This window comes from Streptomyces sp. NPDC051219, from assembly GCF_040682335.1.
Lineage (GTDB): Bacteria > Actinomycetota > Actinomycetes > Streptomycetales > Streptomycetaceae > Streptomyces.
The window spans coordinates 306,403-325,343 of the sequence record NZ_JBFBAS010000002.1 but is presented as its reverse complement, the minus strand read 5'-3'; the positions used below and the strand labels follow the sequence as shown (position 1 = coordinate 325,343).

Below are 18,941 nucleotides of genomic sequence, written 5' to 3'. Positions count from 1 at the left end.
GGGCATGGGCATCACCGTCGCCGGTCTGGGCGTGAGCGGCATCAGTGCCGCCCGCGCCCTGGCCGGCCTCGGCGCTGTGGTGACGGTCGTGGACGGCGGCGAGAGCGATACGCACCGCTCGCGCGCGGCTGAGCTGGCGGCCGACGGCATCTCCGTACGCCTCGGCGACGCGGAGACACTGCCGGCCGGCACCGAACTCGTGGTCACCTCGCCCGGCTGGAAGCCCGGCAGCCCGCTCTTCGCGGCGGCCGCCGCGGCCGGTGTGGACGTGGTCGGCGATGTCGAGATCGCCTGGCGGCTGCGCGGCCCCGACGCGGCCCCCTGGCTGGCGATCACCGGCACCAACGGGAAGACCACCACGACCCAGATGCTGGCGTCGATCCTGTCGGCGGCCGGGCTGCGGACCGTCGCGGTCGGCAACATCGGCACTCCGATCATCGACGTGATCGTCGGTGACGAGAAGTACGACGTCCTGGCCGTCGAGCTCTCCAGCTACCAGCTGCACTGGGCCCCCTCACTGCGGGCCCATTCCGCGGCCGTGCTCAACCTCGCCCCCGACCACCTCGACTGGCACGGCTCGATGGAGGCGTACGCCAAGGACAAGGGCCGGATCTACGAGGGCAACACGGTCGCCTGCGTCTACAACACCGCCGACCCGGCCACCGAGGACCTGGTCCGTGCGGCGGACGTCGAGGAGGGCTGCCGCGCGATCGGCTTCACCCTCGGCGCCCCACGCCCGTCCCAACTCGGCGTCGTCGACGGCATCCTGGTGGACCGCGCGTTCGTCGAGAACCGCCACGCGCAGGCGCAGGAGCTGGCCGAGGTCGCGGACGTCAGTCCGCCCGCCCCGCACAACATCGCCAACGCGCTCGCTGCGGCGGCCCTCGCGCGCGCTTTCGGCGTCCCGCCCACGGCCGTACGCGACGGGCTGCGCAACTTCCGCCCCGACGCCCACCGCATCGAGCACGTCGCGGACGTCGGCGGGGTGACGTACATCGACGACTCCAAGGCGACCAACACGCATGCCGCGGAGGCCTCCCTCGCGGCGTACCGGCCGATCGTCTGGATCGCCGGCGGCCTGGCCAAGGGCGCGACGTTCGACGAGCTCGTCGCCAAGTCGGCCAAGCGGCTCCGCGCAGTCGTCCTCATCGGCGCCGACCGTGCCCTCATCGGCGAAGCCCTCGCGCGACACGCCCCGGAGGTCCCGGTGGTCGACCTCGACCGGACCGACACTGGGGCGATGTCGGCGGCGGTCCGGGAGGCGGCACGCCTCGCCCAGCCCGGGGACACGGTACTGATGGCCCCGGCGTGTGCCTCGATGGACATGTTCGCCAACTACAACAAGCGCGGCGAGGCGTTCGCGGAAGCGGTACGCGAGCTGGCCGCCGAGAGCGCCTAGCCGGCCCGGCCTCCGCCGCGGCGGCCTTGTGGCCCTGCGGCCTCCGCGGACGACTCCCGGAGACGGCGCCGGGCACGAGTGGAGGGGAACACCAGTGATGCCGGCCGACGAAACCGCAGAACCCTTCAGGCTTGCGCTGCGGCAGCGCACCACGGCGGGGTCAGGGCGCCCGTCCGCCCCGCCCAGGGTCCAGGGACGGCGCCGCCCCGTCCCGCCGTCGCGTCCCTCGCGACGGAGCCCCCTGGAAGGCGTCCTGCGGCTGTACCGGCAGATGCAGCAGGCCTGGGACCGGCCGCTGACCGCGTACTACCTCATCCTCGGCAGCGCCCTGCTGATCACCGTGCTCGGCCTGGTGATGGTGTACTCCGCTTCGATGATCCGGGCGCTGCAGCTCTCCCTGCCCGCCTCCTACTTCTTCGGAAAGCAGTTCGTGGCGGCCGTGCTCGGCACGGGCCTGCTGGTGATCGCCGCGCGGATGCCGTCCAAGCTGCACCGGGCCCTGTCGTACCCGCTGCTCGCCGGAACCGTCTTCCTGATGATTCTGGTCCAGGTGCCGGGGATAGGGCATGCCGTCAACGGAAACCAGAACTGGATCTATCTGGGCGGGCCCTTCCAGCTCCAGCCAAGCGAGTTCGGCAAGCTGGCACTGATCCTCTGGGGCGCCGATCTGCTGGCCCGCAAGCACGACAGACGGCTGCTGGGCCAGTGGAAGCACATGCTGGTGCCCCTCGTGCCGGTCGCCTTCCTGCTGCTCGGGCTGATCATGCTCGGCGGTGACATGGGTACCGCGATCATCCTCACCGCGATCCTCTTCGGCCTGCTGTGGATGGCGGGCGCCCCGACGCGGCTCTTCGCCGGAGTCCTCGCGGTGTCCGCCGTGATCGGCCTGCTGCTCATCAAGACCAGCCCCCACCGGATGGACCGGCTGGCCTGCATCGGTGCCACCGAGCCGGGGAAGGGGGACGTGTGCTGGCAGGCAGTGCACGGAATCTATGCTCTTGCCTCGGGCGGATGGTTTGGATCCGGGCTGGGTGCGAGTGTGGAAAAATGGGGGCAACTGCCCGAAGCGCACACCGACTTCATCTTCGCCATCACCGGGGAGGAACTGGGTCTGGCGGGGACGCTGTCGGTACTCGCCCTGTTCGCGGCTCTAGGCTATGCGGGTATCCGCGTGGCCGGACGCACGGAGGACCCCTTCGTGAGGTATGCCGCGGGAGGTGTGACCACCTGGATCACAGCCCAGGCTGTGATCAACATGGGTGCGGTGCTCGGCCTGCTGCCGATCGCCGGTGTCCCGCTCCCGCTGTTCTCCTACGGGGGCTCCGCCCTGCTGCCGACCATGTTCGCCGTCGGGTTGCTGATCGCGTTCGCGCGTGAGGAGCCCGCGGCGCGTGCGGCGCTTGCCATGCGACAGCCTGTCTTCGGCAAGAAGCGGGCCGGGGTGAGATGGAAGTCGATGAGACGGCGCGCCAAGAGGCGTCCGTCCGGAGAGCGGTGAATTTCGGTGCATGTCGTACTCGCCGGTGGGGGGACCGCCGGCCACATCGAGCCGGCGCTCGCCCTCGCGGACGCCCTGCGTAGGCAGGACCCGACCGTGGGCATCACAGCCCTCGGCACGGAGCGCGGGCTCGAGACCCGTCTCGTGCCCGAGCGGGGTTACGAGCTGGGGCTGATCCCCGCCGTACCGCTGCCGCGCAAGCCCACGCCCGAGCTGATCACCGTCCCCGGGCGGCTGCGCGGCACCATCAAGGCGGCGGAGCAGATCCTGGAACGCACGAAGGCCGACTGCGTGGTCGGCTTCGGCGGCTATGTGGCGCTGCCCGGCTATCTCGCGGCCAAGCGCCTCGGGGTGCCGATCATCGTCCACGAGGCCAATGCACGCCCCGGACTGGCCAACAAGATCGGCTCCCGCTACGCGGCCGCCGTCGCGGTCTCCACTCCGGACAGCAAGCTGCGCGGCGCTCGCTACATCGGCATTCCGCTGCGCCGCACCATCGCCACCCTCGACCGGGCCCGGGTCCGCCCCGAGGCGCGTGCGGCCTTCGGGCTCGACCCCAACCTGCCGACCCTGCTGGTCTCCGGCGGCTCGCAGGGCGCCCGCCGCCTCAACGAGGTGGTCCAGCAGATCGCTCCGGTGCTCCAGCGCTCGGGAATCCAGATCCTGCACGCGGTCGGCCCCAAGAACGAACTGCCGCGCGTGGACAACATGCCCGGAATGCCGCCGTACATCCCGGTACCGTACGTGGACCGGATGGATCTCGCGTACGCCGCTGCCGACATGATGCTCTGCCGCGCCGGCGCGATGACCGTCGCCGAACTCTCCGCCGTCGGGCTTCCCGCCGCGTACGTCCCGCTGCCGATCGGCAACGGCGAACAGCGGCTCAACGCCCAGCCGGTGGTCAAGGCCGGCGGTGGTCTGCTCGTCGACGACGCGGAGCTCACTCCCGAGTGGGTCCAGGGCCATGTGCTTCCGGTACTGGCCGATCCGCACCGGCTGTACGAGATGTCCCGCGCCGCCGCCGAATTCGGTCGCCGGGACGCCGACGATCTGCTGGTCGGAATGGTGTACGAGGCGATTGCCGCACGAAGGAACCGCTGAGCGCCCGGCACGGGCCTCATACGCAGGAGGCGACAGGGAGCGTGGCCGGAGCGACGACCGCACAACGCGGTGAACGAGAGACGTCGGGCCGGCGGCCGAGCCCGCCCCGCCGCCCGGGCCGGCCCCGCCGCCGGCTCGGGCTCCGCCGGCGGCGGCTGCTGGCCATGACGGCTATCGCCGCGCTTTTCCTCGGGACGGGCGGAACCTGGGCGCTCTACGGCTCGACATGGCTGCGCGTCGAGCGGGTGAGCGCGTCCGGTACCGAAGTCCTCTCGCGCAGCGAGGTGCGCGAGGCGGCCGATGTTCCCCTCGGCTCTCCTCTCATTTCCGTCGACACCGAGGCGATCGAGAGCCGGCTGCGTACCCGGCTGCCCCGGATCGACTCCGTCGACGTGGTCCGTGCATGGCCGCACGGAATCGGTCTGAAAGTGGTGGAGCGAAAGCCCGTCCTGCTCATCAGAACGGGCTCGAAGTTCATCGAAGTGGACGAGGAAGGCGTGCGCTTCGCCACCGTCCCCAACGCCCCCCGCGGCGTTCCGCTTCTGGAATTGACGGTGGATCAGTCACCTAGTCTTCGCCGCTTCGACACCGGCCGGCTGGTGCTCGAAGCGGTACGGGTCACGGGCCGACTCCCCGGCGAGGTCGCCGAGGATCTCCGGGTCGTCAGGGTGCGTTCCTACGACTCCATCTCGCTCGAGCTGAGCGGTGACCGGACGGTTGTGTGGGGGAGCGGCGAGCGGGGCAAGGCCAAGGCACGGGCCCTCACAGCACTTATGAAAGCAGCCCCCAAGGCCGGGCACTTCGACGTGAGCACTCCCACCGCCCCGGCGGTATCGGGGAGTTGACGCACATACGACCTGGCCAGCACCCTGGTTGGCCATCGATATGGGTGATCACATAGGGTGAAAAGAAAAACGGGAGGTTCGGCGTGTTCGTTGAACGTGCGCCACTTGTCGACTTAGTGTCCTGTTCGGAAGAGTCCAGAGAACAGACACACTGGTAACCCTAAACTTCAGCGTTAGGGTTCGGGTCGGCAGCCGGGTAAGTCGGGCCGTCCCATTTCGGCATCAGTCGTCGCGGCGCGGCCCGCGAAGCGGCGACACGTAACTCGAGGCGAGAGGCCTTCGACGTGGCAGCACCGCAGAACTACCTCGCAGTCATCAAGGTCATCGGTGTCGGCGGCGGTGGTGTCAATGCCATCAACCGAATGATCGAGGTCGGTCTCAAGGGCGTCGAGTTCATCGCGATCAACACTGACGCGCAAGCCCTGTTGATGAGCGACGCCGACGTCAAGCTGGACGTCGGCCGTGAACTCACCCGGGGCCTCGGCGCCGGAGCCAATCCGGCAGTCGGTCGCAAGGCGGCAGAGGACCACCGCGAAGAGATCGAGGAGGTCCTCAAGGGGGCCGACATGGTCTTCGTCACCGCCGGAGAGGGCGGCGGCACCGGCACCGGCGGCGCACCCGTCGTCGCCAACATCGCACGCTCGCTGGGCGCGCTGACGATCGGCGTGGTCACCCGGCCGTTCACCTTCGAGGGCCGCCGCCGCGCCAACCAGGCGGAAGACGGCATCGCGGAACTGCGCGAAGAGGTCGACACTCTCATCGTCATCCCCAACGACCGGCTGCTGTCCATCTCGGACCGCCAGGTCAGCGTGCTGGACGCGTTCAAGTCCGCGGACCAGGTGCTGCTCTCCGGTGTCCAGGGGATCACCGACCTCATCACCACCCCGGGGCTGATCAACCTCGACTTCGCCGACGTGAAGTCCGTGATGTCCGAGGCCGGCTCGGCGCTGATGGGCATCGGCTCGGCCCGCGGCGACGACCGCGCGGTGGCCGCCGCCGAGATGGCGATCTCCTCCCCGCTGCTCGAGGCGTCCATCGACGGGGCCCGCGGTGTGCTGCTCTCCATCTCCGGTGGTTCGGACCTCGGTCTCTTCGAGATCAACGAGGCCGCCCAGCTGGTGAGCGAGGCCGCCCACCCCGAGGCGAACATCATCTTCGGCGCGGTCATCGACGACGCCCTCGGCGACGAGGTGCGCGTCACCGTGATCGCCGCCGGGTTCGACGGCGGTCAGCCGCCGGCCCGCCGGGAGAACGTGATCGGCTCCACCTCCGCCAAGCGCGACGAGCCCGCGCCGCCGGTTCGCGCGGCCGAGCCCAGCCGCCCGTCGTTCGGCGGCGGCCTCGGCAGCGTCGCCCCGCGCGAGGATGTGCAGGCCCCCGTCGAGCCGGCCCCGGTGAACGAGGTCCCGGCCGCGCCGGTCGCGCCGCCGCATGTCCCGACGGCCCGTCCGTACCCGGACAGCCAGGCCGAAGAGCTGGATGTCCCGGACTTCCTGAAGTGACCGTGCTGCACGACGCGGTGATATCCGTGAACGGCGCGCACTTCGCCTTCACCGACAGGTGGGGCGGGGTGAGCGCCGTTCCGTACGAGGAGCTCAACCTCGGCGGAGCGGTCGGCGACGACCCGGAGGCCGTACTGGCCAACCGGGGGCTGGCGGCGAAGTCCCTCGGCCTCGACCCCGACGCGGTGGTCTGGATGAACCAGGTCCACGGCAATGATGTCGCCGAGGTCGACGAACCGTGGACCGACCGGCCGGCCCCGCCGCTGGACGCGGTGGTCACCACGCGACGCGGGCTCGCCCTCGCGGTACTGACCGCGGACTGCACGCCGGTCCTGCTGGCCGATCCGGTCGCAGGAGTGGCCGCCGCCGCGCACGCCGGCCGGCCCGGACTGGTCGCCGGAATCGTGCCTGCCGCCGTCGACGCCATGCTGTTGCTCGGAGCCGAGCCGGAGCGGATCATCGCCCGGACGGGGCCGGCGGTCTGCGGACGCTGCTACGAGGTCCCCGAAGCAATGCGGGCCGAAGTCGCCGACGCCGTACCGGAAGCCTGGTCCGAGACGAGCTGGGGGACCCCGGCCGTCGATGTCGTCGCCGGGGTGCACGCCCAGCTCGATGCGCTGGGCGTACGGGACAGGCAGCGGTCCGCGGTCTGCACGCTCGAGTCGGACGACCACTTCTCGTACCGCCGCGACCGCACCACCGGGCGGATCGCCGGCTATGTCTGGTTGGACAGGTAGCACATGACGGACCGCAAGGCTCAACTCGCCGCGAATCTGGCGAAGGTGGAGGAACGTATCGCCTCCGCCTGTGCGGCCGTCGGCCGTGAGCGGACCGAAGTGACCCTGATCGTGGTCACCAAGACCTACCCCGCGAGCGACGTACGGCTGCTCGCGGAGTTGGGCGTCCGTCACGTCGCCGAGAACCGTGACCAGGACGCGGCTCCGAAGGCCGCCGACTGCGCGGACCTTCCGCTCAATTGGCACTTCGTCGGACAACTGCAAACGAACAAGGTCCGTTCCGTGGCGAGTTATGCCGATGTGGTGCAGTCCATCGATCGCGCCAAGCTCGTTTCCGCTCTTTCTGCCGCGGCGGTGCGGGCTCAGCGTGAGATCGGCTGTCTGATCCAGGTCGCACTCGACGCCGAGTCGGGTGAGCGGGGGGCGCGAGGAGGCGTCGGGCCCGATGGAATTGGGGAGTTGGCGACACTTGTGGCGGAATCGCCCGGACTGCGGCTGGACGGTCTGATGACCGTCGCACCGCTCGCCGGACCGTACGCGGGACGCGAACTGGCGGCTTTCGAGCGGCTGATGGAAATCTCATCCCGCCTGCGCGCGGACCATCCGGCTGCGAACATGGTGTCAGCTGGGATGAGTGCGGACCTCGAAGAGGCCGTGGCCGCCGGGGCGACACATGTACGCGTCGGCACTGCGGTACTCGGAGTCCGACCCCGGCTCGGGTAACGTCGCCAAGCAAGTCGGACCACAGCAGAAAATATGGTCATTTCCGCCAATAGGCGGTCAGACTCAGTGGATCTCGGGCGCTTGGCGGCGAGGCGGATCCACCACAGAGCGGAGGACTCAGAGAATGGCCGGCGCGATGCGCAAGATGGCGGTCTACCTCGGCCTCGTGGAGGACGATGGATACGACGGCCCGGGGTTTGACCCCGATGACGAGTTCGAGCCCGAGCCGGAGCCGGAGCGGGATCGCCGGCGGCACCAGCCTTCGCATCAGCCGGTGCAGGACGAACCGGTACGAGTGGTACATCCGCCAGCGCAGCGCGAGCCCGTCTCGCTCCCTGTTGAAAGTGGACGTCCGGCACGTATCGCCCCCGTGGCATCCATCACACCTGAACGCTCGAACCTGGAGAAGAACGCACCGGTGATCATGCCCAAGGTTGTGTCCGAGCGGGAGCCGTACCGCATCACCACACTGCACCCGCGGACCTACAACGAGGCCCGTACCATCGGGGAACACTTCCGTGAGGGCACCCCGGTGATCATGAATCTCACTGAGATGGACGACACCGACGCGAAGCGACTTGTCGACTTTGCTGCGGGTCTGGTCTTCGGTTTGCATGGCAGCATTGAGCGGGTGACGCAGAAGGTGTTCCTGTTGTCGCCTGCTAACGTCGATGTCACGGCGGAGGACAAGGCCCGCATCGCTGAGGGCGGATTCTTCAACCAGAGCTGAGACACGACACCCGGAACGAACCCGGCCGAGAGGCCGGACATGCGAGAGCCAGGGGAGAGGGAAGCGCGAGATGGGCGTGGCACTACAGGTGGTCTACATCGTGCTGATGTGCTTCCTCATCGTGCTGATCTTCCGACTGGTCATGGACTACGTCTTCCAGTTCGCCCGTTCATGGGAACCCGGCAAGGCGATGGTGGTCGTTCTGGAGGCCACCTACACTGTCACCGATCCACCGCTCAAGCTTTTGCGGCGGTTTATTCCGCCGCTGCGTCTCGGGGGCGTGGCACTCGACCTGTCCTTCTTCGTTCTGATGATCATTGTCTATATCCTGATCAATCTCGTGGGCAGCTTCGCGAGGTGAGTGTGGAAGATACGGTCTTGCCGACTGCCGACGACTACGTAGAGGTGAAGAAGAGATGCCGCTGACCCCCGAGGACGTGCGGAACAAGCAGTTCACGACGGTCCGCCTCCGAGAAGGCTATGACGAGGACGAGGTCGATGCCTTCCTCGACGAGGTCGAAGCCGAACTGACCCGCCTGCTCCGCGAGAACGAGGACCTGCGCGCCAAGCTGGCCGCGGCGACGCGTGCCGCTGCCCAGAACCAGCAGCAGGGCATGCGCAAGCCGCCGGAGCCGCAGGACGGCCGCGGTCCCGGTGCACCTGTGCCCGCCGCCATATCAGGTCCGCCGGTCCAGCAGCAGCCCCCGCAGATGGGTCCCCCCCAGCTGCCCGGTGGCGCTCCCCAGCTTCCCGCCGGTCCCGGCGGACACGGCCCGCAGGGCCAGCACGGTCCCGGCCCGATGGGCCAGGGTCCGATGGGTCAGGGTCCGATGGGCGGTCCCATGGGTCAGCCGATGGGCGGCCCGATGGGTCAGCAGATGGGCGGTCCCATGGGCGGCCACGGTCCGCAGATGCCGCAGCCCGGCCAGGGCCCCGGCGGCGACAGCGCTGCTCGTGTCCTTTCGCTGGCGCAGCAGACCGCCGACCAGGCGATCGCGGAGGCCCGTTCCGAGGCCAACAAGATCGTCGGCGAGGCGCGCAGCCGTGCCGAGGGCTTGGAGCGGGATGCCCGCGCCAAGGCCGACGCGCTGGAGCGGGACGCCCAGGAGAAGCACCGTGTGGCGATGGGCTCGCTCGAGTCCGCACGCGCCACGCTCGAGCGCAAGGTCGAGGACCTGCGCGGCTTCGAGCGCGAGTACCGGACCCGCCTGAAGTCCTACCTGGAGAGCCAGCTGCGTCAGCTGGAGACCCAGGCGGACGACTCGCTGGCCCCGCCGCGTACGCCGGCGACCGCGTCGCTGCCGCCGTCCCCCTCGATGAGCGGCTCCATGGCACCGGCCGGTGCGATGGGCCACACGATGGGTGGCAACCCGTCGATGGGCAACTCCATGGGCAACCCGTCCATGGGTGGCCACGGCCAGTCCTCGGGTGCTCAGTCGTACGGCGGCCAGCAGCAGATGTCGCCCGCGATGACGCAGCCGATGGCGCCGGTGCGGCCGCAGGCTCCGCAGCCGATGCAGCAGGCCCCCTCGCCGATGCGTGGATTCCTGATCGACGAGGACGACAACTGACGGCCCCCGCGCTGAGCGCGTAGCCGTCGGCAGGCAGAGGGCCGGGCCCCGGGATTCTTCCCGGGGCCCGGCCCTTTTGCGTGGGGCACCAAACGCGTGGACCACCCGCGGCGGCCCGGCTCGTCCCCCGCCGGCCCGGCTCACCGTTCGCCGCGCGAGCTGGGCAGCGGAGGCCACCCGACTGCGGGGGGAACAGAGAGCGGCCCGGCGCCCAAGGCGCCGGGCCGCTCTGCCCGCTCCGTTATGCCTTGCGGAGGCGGAACGTGAGGGCCAGGCCCTCGTCCGTGAACGGAGTGCCGTACGTGTCGTCCGCCTCGCCCTGCGCGTAGTCGACCGCCAGGACCTCGTCCGCGATCAGCGCCGCGTGCGCGGTCAGAGCACCGGCCGTCGACGCTTCGGTCGAGGACCAGCGCACCGCGATGCGGTCCGCGACGTCGAGGCCGCTGTTCTTGCGGGCCTCCTGGATCAGGCGGATCGCGTCACGGGCCAGGCCCGCGAGCCGGAGCTCCGGCGTGATCTCCAGGTCCAGCGCGACCGTGGCACCCGAGTCCGAGGCCACCGACCAGCCCTCGCGCGGGGTCTCGGTGATGATGACCTCCTCCGGCGTGAGGTCGACGGTTTCACCGTCCACCGTCACGGCCGCGTTGCCCTCGCGCAGAGCCAGCGACAGCGCAGCCGCGTCCGTCTCCGCGATCGCCTTCGCCACCGCCTGGACGCCCTTGCCGAAGCGCTTGCCGAGCGCACGGAAGTTCGCCTTGGCCGTGGTGTCGACCAGCGAGCCGCCCACCTCCGACAGGGAGGCCAGCGACGAGACGTTCAGCTCCTCCGTGATCTGGGTGTGCAGCTCGGGAGAGAGTGACTCGAAGCCGCCCGCCGCGACAAGCGCGCGGGACAGCGGCTGGCGGGTCTTTACCCCCGACTCGGCGCGCGTCGCGCGGCCCAGCTCGACCAGCCGGCGGACCAGCAGCATCTGCTGGGACAGCGTCGGGTCGATGGAGGACAGGTCGGCCTCCGGCCAGCCGGAGAGATGGACGGACTCCGGCGCGTCCGGGGTCACAGAGGCGATCATGTCCTGCCAGACCCGCTCGGTGATGAACGGGGTCAGCGGGGCCATCAGCAGGGTGACCGTCTCGATGACCTCGTGCAGGGTGCGCAGCGCGGCCGCGTCGCCCTGCCAGAAGCGGCGGCGAGAGCGGCGTACGTACCAGTTGGACAGGTCGTCGACGAAGGCCGAGAGCAGCTTGCCGGCGCGCTGGGTGTCGTACGCCTCCATGGACTGCGTGACCTGGTCGGTCAGCGCGTGGAGTTCGGACAGCAGCCAGCGGTCGAGGACGGGACGGTCCGCCGGGGCGGGATCGGCCGCGGAGGGGGCCCATTTGGACGTACGCGCGTACAGGGCCTGGAAGGCGACCGTGTTCCAGTACGTGAGGAGCGTCTTGCGGACGACCTCCTGGATGGTGCCGTGGCCCACGCGGCGCGCGGCCCACGGCGAGCCGCCGGCTGCCATGAACCAGCGCACCGCGTCGGCGCCGTGCTGATCCATCAGCGGGATGGGCTGGAGGATGTTGCCCAGGTGCTTGGACATCTTCCGGCCGTCCTCGGCGAGGATGTGGCCCAGGCAGACGACGTTCTCGTACGCGGACTTGTCGAAGACCAGCGTGCCGACGGCCATCAGCGTGTAGAACCACCCGCGCGTCTGGTCGATGGCCTCCGAGATGAACTGCGCCGGATAGCGCTTCTCGAAGATCTCCTTGTTCTTGTACGGATAGCCCCACTGCGCGAACGGCATCGAACCCGAGTCGTACCAGGCGTCGATGACCTCAGGGACGCGTGTGGCCGTATGCCCGCAGCCCTCGTGGGTGCAGGGGAACGTGACGTCGTCGATGTACGGGCGGTGCGGATCCAGCGCGGACTGGTCCGTGCCGGTCAGCTCGGACAGCTCGGCGCGCGAGCCGACGCAAATCAGGTGGTTGTCCTCGCAGCGCCAGATGGGCAGCGGGGTGCCCCAGTAGCGGTTCCGGGAGAGCGCCCAGTCGATGTTGTTGTTCAGCCAGTCCCCGAAGCGGCCGTACTTGACCGACTCCGGAATCCAGTTGGTCTTCTCGTTCTCCTGGAGGAGCCGGTCCTTGACGGCGGTGGTGCGGATGTACCAGGACGGCTGCGCGTAGTAGAGCAGCGCGGTGTGGCAGCGCCAGCAGTGCGGATAGCTGTGCTCGTACGGGACGTGCCGGAACAGCAGACCGCGGTCGGCGAGGTCCTTGGTGAGCGCCTCGTCGGCCTTCTTGAAGAAGACGCCGCCCACCAACGGGACGTTCTCCTCGAAGGTGCCGTCGGGACGGACCGGGTTCACGACCGGCAGGCCGTACGCACGGCAGACCTTGAGGTCGTCCTCACCGAAGGCGGGGGACTGGTGGACGAGACCGGTGCCGTCCTCGGTGGTGACGTAGTCGGCGTTGACGACGTAGTGCGCCTCCGCCGGGAACTCGACCAGCGAGAAGGGGCGCTCGTACGTCCAGCGCTCCATCTCGGCGCCGGTGAAGGTCCGGCCGGTGGCCGCCCACCCTTCGCCGAGAGCCTTCTCGAGCAGGGGCTGGGCGACTACGAGCTTCTCCTCACCGTTCGTCGCCACGACGTAGGTGACGTCGGGGTGCGCGGCGACGGCAGTGTTGGAGACCAGGGTCCACGGAGTGGTCGTCCAGACCAGCAGCGCCGCCTCGCCCGCCAGCGGGCCGGAGGTCAGCGGGAAGCGGACGAAGACGGAGGGGTCGACGACCGTCTCGTATCCCTGCGCGAGCTCGTGGTCGGACAGGCCGGTGCCGCAGCGCGGACACCAGGGGGCCACACGGTGGTCCTGGACCAGAAGGTCCTTGTTGAAGATCTCCTTCAGCGACCACCACACGGACTCGACGTACTCGGGGTCCATCGTCCGGTAGGCGTCGTCGAGGTCGACCCAGTAGCCCATGCGGGTCGTCAGCTCGGCGAAGGCGTCGGTGTGCCGGGTCACGGACTCACGGCACCTGGCGTTGAACTCGGCGATGCCGTACGCCTCGATGTCCTTCTTGCCGTTGAAGCCGAGCTCCTTCTCGACCGCCAGCTCCACGGGGAGACCGTGGCAGTCCCAGCCGGCCTTGCGGGCCACGTGGTAGCCCCGCATGGTGCGGAAGCGCGGGAAGACGTCCTTGAAGACGCGGGCCTCGATGTGGTGCGCGCCGGGCATGCCGTTGGCGGTCGGCGGGCCCTCGTAGAAGACCCACTCGGGGCGTCCCTCGGACTGTTCGAGGCTCTTCGAGAAGATCTTGTTCTCGTGCCAGAAGTCGAGCACGGCATGCTCGAGGGCGGGCAGGTCGACCTGGGCGGGCACCTGGCGGTACTGCGGCGATGTCATCGGCGGCTTCCTCCAACGGACGTGTCGTCTCCGTCGGAGGGACGAGAGCCGTTGAGCACTCCCGCGGTACCACCCTCCTTGGCCGCCGGCGGTGCCGGTGGCCCCCTCATTGAGGTCGCGATGCCGGTTCTACTCGCCCCACGTACCTACGAGGACTTTCTTCCGGCGGCTCCGGGGTGATGCTTCACATCGCGCTTGCCCCCGGGCTCACACCATCCCCGGGTCGCTCATGGCTGCGTACGACGCTACTGGTCCCCATCCATGCCTTTCGCTTGGCCCAGTGTACGGGCCGCCGCGACGCGCGGCAGACCGGTTTTACGGTCACCGCGTCTCCCCGGGTCTCCTCGTGTCCCGCCGCGTGGCTGACCCGAATGGGTATACGAAGCCCCGCGGATTCCGGCCGCGCGCGTGTGGCGGATTACGGCGCGGGGAGCTGGGCACAACGGATGCAGGCTCGCCTTGCCGACGTGCGGGGCGGGCCGATCGGGCGGCGTGGCCCGTTGCCGTGGGGCTGGAGTCGATTTATCGTCCCAGCACGATTCGCGCGCAAGATCACAATATGTGAAGGGGCCGCGCCATGGTGGCGAAGAAGACCGCCGTACAGAAGAAGACGGCGTCCGCAGATTCCACTGGTGCGGCGGCCAAGAAAGCGAACGGGAAGAAGACCGCCGTCGTGAAGAGGACGGCCGGGAAGACCGTCGCGAACAAGGCCCCGGTGGTGCCGACGGCCACGGTCAAGGCGGTCGCAGCCGGCAAGAACGCCGCGGTGAAGAAGGCAACGGTGAACAGAACACAGGCGAAGAAGACCGCGGCGAAGAAGGTGCCGGCCAAGTCGGCCAAGTCGGCCAGGTCGGCTGAACCGGCCGAACCGGTCAAGAAGGCCCTGAAGGCCGAGAGGGCCAAGGCCGGACAGGTCGAGAAGGCCCCGGCCGAAACAGCGCGGGCCGAGCAGGCCCAGGCCACGAAGGCCTCTGCCAGGAAGGCACCGGCGAAGGCCGCGGCCAAGAAGGCGGCACCCGCTGCGGCAACTGCCAAGGCGACCGCGAAGAAGGCTGCCACGGCGGCCAAGGGGGCGGCGCAGGCCGCGGATCAGACGGGAGCCAGGACAGTGGTTGCGAAGAAGACGGCGGCCGGGGCCACGGCCGCCAGGAAGCGGGCCGCGGCGGCGTCGACCGACCTGCCCAAGGCGCGTACGGCCGCTCCGGCGGAACCGGGCGAGCTGGCGGTCCGGCCCGGTGAGGACCCCTGGACGCCGGAAGAGGTCGCGGACGCGCGCGCCGAGCTGGAGAGCGAGGTACTGCGGCTACGGAACGAGATCCTCCACTCCGAGCAGGCCGTCACCGGTCTGATGCGGGACTCCGGGGACGGCGCGGGCGACGACCAGGCCGACACCGGCACCAAGAACATCACCCGCGAGCACGAACTGGCACTCGCCGCCAATGCCCGGGAGATGCTGGAGCAGACCGAGCGGGCGGTGGAGCGGCTCGACTCCGGCACGTACGGGCTCTGCGAGAACTGCGGGAATCCGATCGGCAAGGCCCGGATGCTGGCCTTCCCGCGGGCCACGTTGTGCGTGGAGTGCAAGCAGAAGCAGGAGCGGCGCTCCTGAGACCGCGGTGCGGGCGCCCGGCGCAGGCGCCTGCCCCCCGGCGCCTGCGCCCGGGGCACCGGGGTCCGCACCCGGGTGCCGTACCCTCGTCTTCTGGTCAGGCACCTAGGTTGAGGGACTCACGTGGCAGAGGCGGAGCGCATCATCGGTACGCCGGATGTTGAAGGAGCCGAGCCGGAGCAGTCTCCTGCCTCCGGATCCTCGGACGCGTCGGCCCCGGCCGAGCCGCCCAAGGGCAGGCGGCGGATACTCGTGCTTTTCCTCGTGGCCGTGTTCGCCTACGCGCTGGACCTGGTCAGCAAGATGATCGTGGTCGCCAAGCTGGAGCACCACGCGCCGGTCGAGATCATCGGTGATCTGCTGAAGTTCGAGGCGGTACGCAATCCCGGGGCGGCGTTCGGCGTCGGCGAGGCCTTCACCGTGGTCTTCACCGTCATCGCGGCGGCCGTGATCGTGGTGATCGCCCGGCTGGCGCGCAAGCTGTACAGCCTCCCCTGGGCGATCGCGCTGGGCCTGCTGCTGGGCGGCGCGCTCGGCAATCTCACCGACCGGATCTTCCGCTCGCCGGGCGTCTTCGAGGGCGCGGTCGTCGACTTCATCGCGCCCGCCCACTTCGCCGTCTTCAACCTCGCCGACTCCGCGATCGTGTGCGGCGGCTTCCTGATCGTGATCCTCTCGTTCCGCGGGCTGGACCCGGACGGCACAGTTCACAAGGACTGACAAGGCATACTCGACGGGTGAGTACGATTCCCGAGATTCGAACCCTGCCCGTACCCGATGGCTTGGAAGGCGAGCGCGTCGACGCCGCCATTGCCCGTATGTTCGGTTTCTCCCGGACGAAGGCGGCCGAACTCGCGGCTGCGGGGAAGGTCGCGGTCGACGGCAGCGTCGTCGGGAAGTCCGAGCGGGTGAGCGGGGGTGCCTGGCTCGAGGTGGAGATGCCCGCGCCCCCCGCGCCCGTACAGATCGTCGCCGAGCACGTCGAAGGCATGGACATCATTCACGATGACGACGACATCGTCGTCATCGTGAAGCCGGTCGGCGTTGCCGCGCATCCCAGCCCCGGGTGGACCGGCACCACCGTCATCGGCGGTCTGGCGGCCGCCGGCTACCGGGTCTCCACCTCAGGTGCGGCCGAGCGGCAGGGCATCGTGCACCGGCTGGACGTGGGCACCTCGGGGCTGATGGCCGTCGCCAAGTCGGAGCGCGCGTACACCTCGCTCAAGCAGCAGTTCCGGGAGCGTACGGTCGACAAGCGCTACCACGCGCTGGTCCAGGGCCACCCCGATCCGATGAGCGGAACCATCGACGCACCCATCGGCCGGCACCCCACCCTCGACTACAAGTGGGCTGTGACCTCCGAGGGCAAGCCGTCCGTCACGCACTATGACCTCATCGAGGCCTTCCGGGCCGCCTCGCTGCTGGACATCAAGCTGGAGACGGGCCGTACGCATCAGATCCGCGTGCACATGGCGGCCCACCGCCACCCGTGTGTCGGCGACCTGACATACGGTGCCGACCCCACAATCGCCAAGCGGCTCGGACTGACCCGGCAGTGGCTGCACGCCATGCGCCTCGGCTTCGAGCACCCCTCGGACGGCCGGTGGGTCGAGTTCGAGAGCGCCTACCCGGCCGACCTCCAGCACGCGCTGGACGTGATCCGGGCGGAGAGCGAGTGAGTACGGCCGCCGAGTACGCCCTCCGCGTCGCTACCGGTCTTGCCGACCGCGAGGCATGCTTTGCGGTCCGCAAGGAAGTCTTCGTCGTCGAACAGGAAGTCCCCGCGGACATCGAGTACGACGCCTTCGACGCGGACGGCTCCGGCACCGTGCATGTGCTGGCTGTCGGGCCGGACGGCCCGCTGGGGACCGGGCGGCTGGTGCACGGTCCCGCCGCGGCGGAGAAGACCGGCGGCGCCGACGCGTCGGTCGGCTCGCTCGGCCGGCTGGCCGTCAGCCGGGCTGCCCGTGGGATGGGCGTCGGAGTCGCCCTGGTGCGTGCCATAGAGGCGGAAGCGGCGCGGCTCGGGCTGGCGGCCGTCGATCTGCACGCGCAGACGCACGCCCTGGGTTTCTACGAGCGGCTGGGGTACGTGGCCTACGGCCCGGAGTTCGCCGACGCGGGGATAGCGCACCGCGCGATGCGCAAAATGCTCCAGGCGCTCTGAACGCCGGGTCCGTTTCGACGCGTTTGGCGTGAAGCGCGTGGCGCGCTGAGCATCCTGGTCGTCGAGGCCGGAAGGTCGCACGGTGGATCAGTTGGCGCTGCTGTTCTTGCTGTTGCTCGGGGCCGTGGTCACTGTGCCCCTGGGACCGGCTCGGGCTGCACGCGCCGGTACTCATGACCCTGGGCGGGATCGGGCTGGCACTGCTGCCCCTCGTGCCCAATGTCGACATTCCGCCCGACTGCATCCTCCCGCTGGTTCTGCCGCCGCTGCTGTACGCCTCCGCTCAGCGCACCTCCTGGCGGCAGTTCGCGGCCAACGTGCGGCCGATCCTGCTGCTCGCCGTCGCCCTGAGCGCCCTCGTCGCGCCGCCCGACACCGTGGCGGCGACGGCGGTAGCCGGCTCGCTCGGGCTGCCCCGGCGGCCGTCGTCCCCGCGGGGCACCGGCGGGGACGACGAACTGCCGTGCATAGGGCTGGGGACGTCTCAGCCGCGTCCCGTGCGCGGATGGTGGCCGTCCGGTTCCACCGCCTCCGCGGTGTACGCCCCGGCGTTGTTGCTGTGGACTTCCTCGGCGGCCGGTGGCATGCCGTTCGACTTGCCGCGCTCCGGCCACTGTCCGTCCGGCGGCAGTTCGGCCGGTGACGTCGCGATCCGCGGCATCGCGTACCGGTGCTCCTCGCACAGCCAGGCGATCATCTGCTCTCTGACGACGCATCGCGTGGTCCATATGTCGTCCGCGTCCTTCGCGGTGACCACGGCACGCACTTGCATGGTGCTGGGTGTGGTGTCGGTCACGGCCAGGCTCCAGTCGCGCCCGTCCCACGCCTTGCAGTCGGCGAGGATCTCCTGGAGCTTGTCGCGCATCAGGCTCACCGGCGCGGAGTGGTCCAGCTGGAAGAAGACCGTGCCGGTCATCTGGGCGCCGCCGCGCGACCAGTTCTCGAAGGGTTTGCTTGTGAAGTAGGACACAGGCATCGTGATCCGGCGCTCGTCCCAGGTCCGTACGGCGAGGAACGTCAGGGTCACTTCCTCGACCACACCCCATTCGCCGTCCACCACCACGGTGTCACCGATCCGCACCATGTCGCCGAAGGCGATCTGGAAGCCGGCGAAGAGGTTGCCGAGCGTGGACTGCGCGGCGACACCGGCGACGATGCCGAGGATTCCGGCGGACGCCAGCAGCGAGGTGCCCACGGCCCGCATGGCCGGGAAGGTCAGCAGCATGGCCGCCAGCGCGACCACGACGACGACCGCGGTCACGATCCGCATGATGAGCGTGACCTGCGTGCGGACCCGCCGCACCCGGGCCGGGTCGCGCGTCGACGACGCGTACCGGGCGTAGGTGGACTCCACGACCGCGGCGGCGATCCGGATGACCAGCCAGGCCCCGGCGCCGATGAGCACCAGGGTGAGCAGGCGACCGATGGCCGTCTCGTGGTTCTGGATGGCCTGCCACTCGGTCTGCTGGTACGTCCCTCTCAGCAGCGCTGTGAGGAGTACCACTTGGAGGGGAAGTCGGCAGCGGCGCAGCAAGCCCCACAGGGGTGTCTCGGGGTGGCGGTCGTCCACGCGGCGCAGCAACCGGTCGACGAGCCAGCCCAACACCAACGTGAGTACGACCGAGCCGCCGACAACGATCAACGGGCGCAGTACGTTCTCCATGCCTTCGAACC

General features: G+C 69.7%; 16 protein-coding genes and 1 pseudogene. 15 read left to right on the top strand and 2 right to left on the bottom strand.

All coding sequences use genetic code 11. The features are described from left to right. Positions 1–4: 4 nt before the first annotated feature. The 10 genes from murD (at position 5) to AB0M62_RS04195 (ending at position 10,106) form a co-directional block, all read left to right on the top strand. Positions 5–1,399: a UDP-N-acetylmuramoyl-L-alanine--D-glutamate ligase gene (murD, locus tag AB0M62_RS04240; protein WP_366072552.1), complete on the top strand. Its 1,395-nt coding sequence runs from the start codon at positions 5–7 to the stop codon at positions 1,397–1,399. A 97-nt stretch (positions 1,400–1,496) separates the two neighbouring features. After that, positions 1,497–2,897 carry a putative lipid II flippase FtsW gene (ftsW, locus tag AB0M62_RS04235; protein ID WP_366072551.1) on the top strand — a complete coding sequence of 467 codons (1,401 nt, stop codon included), beginning with the start codon at positions 1,497–1,499 and terminating at the stop codon, positions 2,895–2,897. Between the two features lie 6 nt (positions 2,898–2,903). Continuing rightward, entirely contained in the window at positions 2,904–3,998 is a 1,095-nt protein-coding gene (gene murG / locus AB0M62_RS04230) for an undecaprenyldiphospho-muramoylpentapeptide beta-N-acetylglucosaminyltransferase (protein ID WP_366072550.1), read from the top strand. Positions 3,999–4,039: 41 nt separating this feature from the next. Next, the gene (locus AB0M62_RS04225) at positions 4,040–4,843 is read left to right on the top strand and encodes an FtsQ-type POTRA domain-containing protein (protein WP_366072549.1); all 804 of its coding nucleotides are present in this window, start codon (positions 4,040–4,042) and stop codon (positions 4,841–4,843) included. Positions 4,844–5,127: 284 nt separating this feature from the next. Further along, positions 5,128–6,345: a cell division protein FtsZ gene (ftsZ, locus tag AB0M62_RS04220; protein WP_366072548.1), complete on the top strand. Its 1,218-nt coding sequence runs from the start codon at positions 5,128–5,130 to the stop codon at positions 6,343–6,345. 2 nt (positions 6,346–6,347) lie between these two features. Continuing rightward, the gene (gene pgeF, locus AB0M62_RS04215; protein ID WP_366072689.1) at positions 6,348–7,082 is read left to right on the top strand and encodes a peptidoglycan editing factor PgeF; all 735 of its coding nucleotides are present in this window, start codon (positions 6,348–6,350) and stop codon (positions 7,080–7,082) included. A 3-nt stretch (positions 7,083–7,085) separates the two neighbouring features. After that, positions 7,086–7,805, top strand: coding sequence for a YggS family pyridoxal phosphate-dependent enzyme (locus tag AB0M62_RS04210; protein WP_366072547.1), 720 nt, complete (start codon positions 7,086–7,088; stop codon positions 7,803–7,805). Positions 7,806–7,929: 124 nt separating this feature from the next. Then, positions 7,930–8,535, top strand: a complete 606-nt coding sequence (sepF, locus tag AB0M62_RS04205) for a cell division protein SepF (RefSeq protein WP_366072546.1) — start codon at positions 7,930–7,932, stop codon at positions 8,533–8,535. A 70-nt stretch (positions 8,536–8,605) separates the two neighbouring features. Beyond that, a complete protein-coding gene (locus tag AB0M62_RS04200) occupies positions 8,606–8,896 on the top strand; it encodes a YggT family protein (RefSeq protein ID WP_366072545.1) in 291 nt (96 codons plus the stop codon). Positions 8,897–8,951: 55 nt separating this feature from the next. Beyond that, positions 8,952–10,106, top strand: a complete 1,155-nt coding sequence (locus AB0M62_RS04195; protein ID WP_366072544.1) for a DivIVA domain-containing protein — start codon at positions 8,952–8,954, stop codon at positions 10,104–10,106. 241 nt (positions 10,107–10,347) lie between these two features. On the opposite strand, the gene ileS is transcribed toward AB0M62_RS04195, so the two are convergent. Further along, the gene (gene ileS, locus AB0M62_RS04190; protein ID WP_366072543.1) at positions 10,348–13,491 is read right to left on the bottom strand and encodes an isoleucine--tRNA ligase; all 3,144 of its coding nucleotides are present in this window, start codon (positions 13,489–13,491) and stop codon (positions 10,348–10,350) included. 577 nt (positions 13,492–14,068) lie between these two features. On the opposite strand from ileS, the gene AB0M62_RS04185 reads away from it, so the two are divergent. From AB0M62_RS04185 to AB0M62_RS04165, 5 genes and pseudogenes are all read left to right on the top strand, one after another. Next, complete coding sequence (locus AB0M62_RS04185) at positions 14,069–15,100, top strand: TraR/DksA C4-type zinc finger protein (protein WP_366072542.1); 1,032 nt, start codon at positions 14,069–14,071, stop codon at positions 15,098–15,100. A gap of 123 nt (positions 15,101–15,223) precedes the next feature. After that, positions 15,224–15,820 (top strand): signal peptidase II, encoded by a 597-nt coding sequence (gene lspA / locus AB0M62_RS04180; RefSeq protein ID WP_366072541.1) that lies wholly within the window; start codon positions 15,224–15,226, stop codon positions 15,818–15,820. A gap of 17 nt (positions 15,821–15,837) precedes the next feature. Continuing rightward, positions 15,838–16,779 (top strand): RluA family pseudouridine synthase, encoded by a 942-nt coding sequence (locus AB0M62_RS04175; protein WP_366072540.1) that lies wholly within the window; start codon positions 15,838–15,840, stop codon positions 16,777–16,779. Further along, complete coding sequence (locus AB0M62_RS04170; protein ID WP_366072539.1) at positions 16,776–17,267, top strand: GNAT family N-acetyltransferase; 492 nt, start codon at positions 16,776–16,778, stop codon at positions 17,265–17,267. The genes AB0M62_RS04175 and AB0M62_RS04170 overlap by 4 nt, the downstream gene beginning before the upstream one ends. An 82-nt stretch (positions 17,268–17,349) precedes the next feature. After that, positions 17,350–17,689: pseudogene (locus AB0M62_RS04165) on the top strand (cation:proton antiporter); the annotation flags it as partial. Positions 17,690–17,751: 62 nt separating this feature from the next. Here the strand turns inward: AB0M62_RS04165 and AB0M62_RS04160 are convergent. Next, positions 17,752–18,930, bottom strand: coding sequence for a mechanosensitive ion channel domain-containing protein (locus AB0M62_RS04160; RefSeq protein ID WP_366072538.1), 1,179 nt, complete (start codon positions 18,928–18,930; stop codon positions 17,752–17,754). Positions 18,931–18,941: the final 11 nt, after the last annotated feature.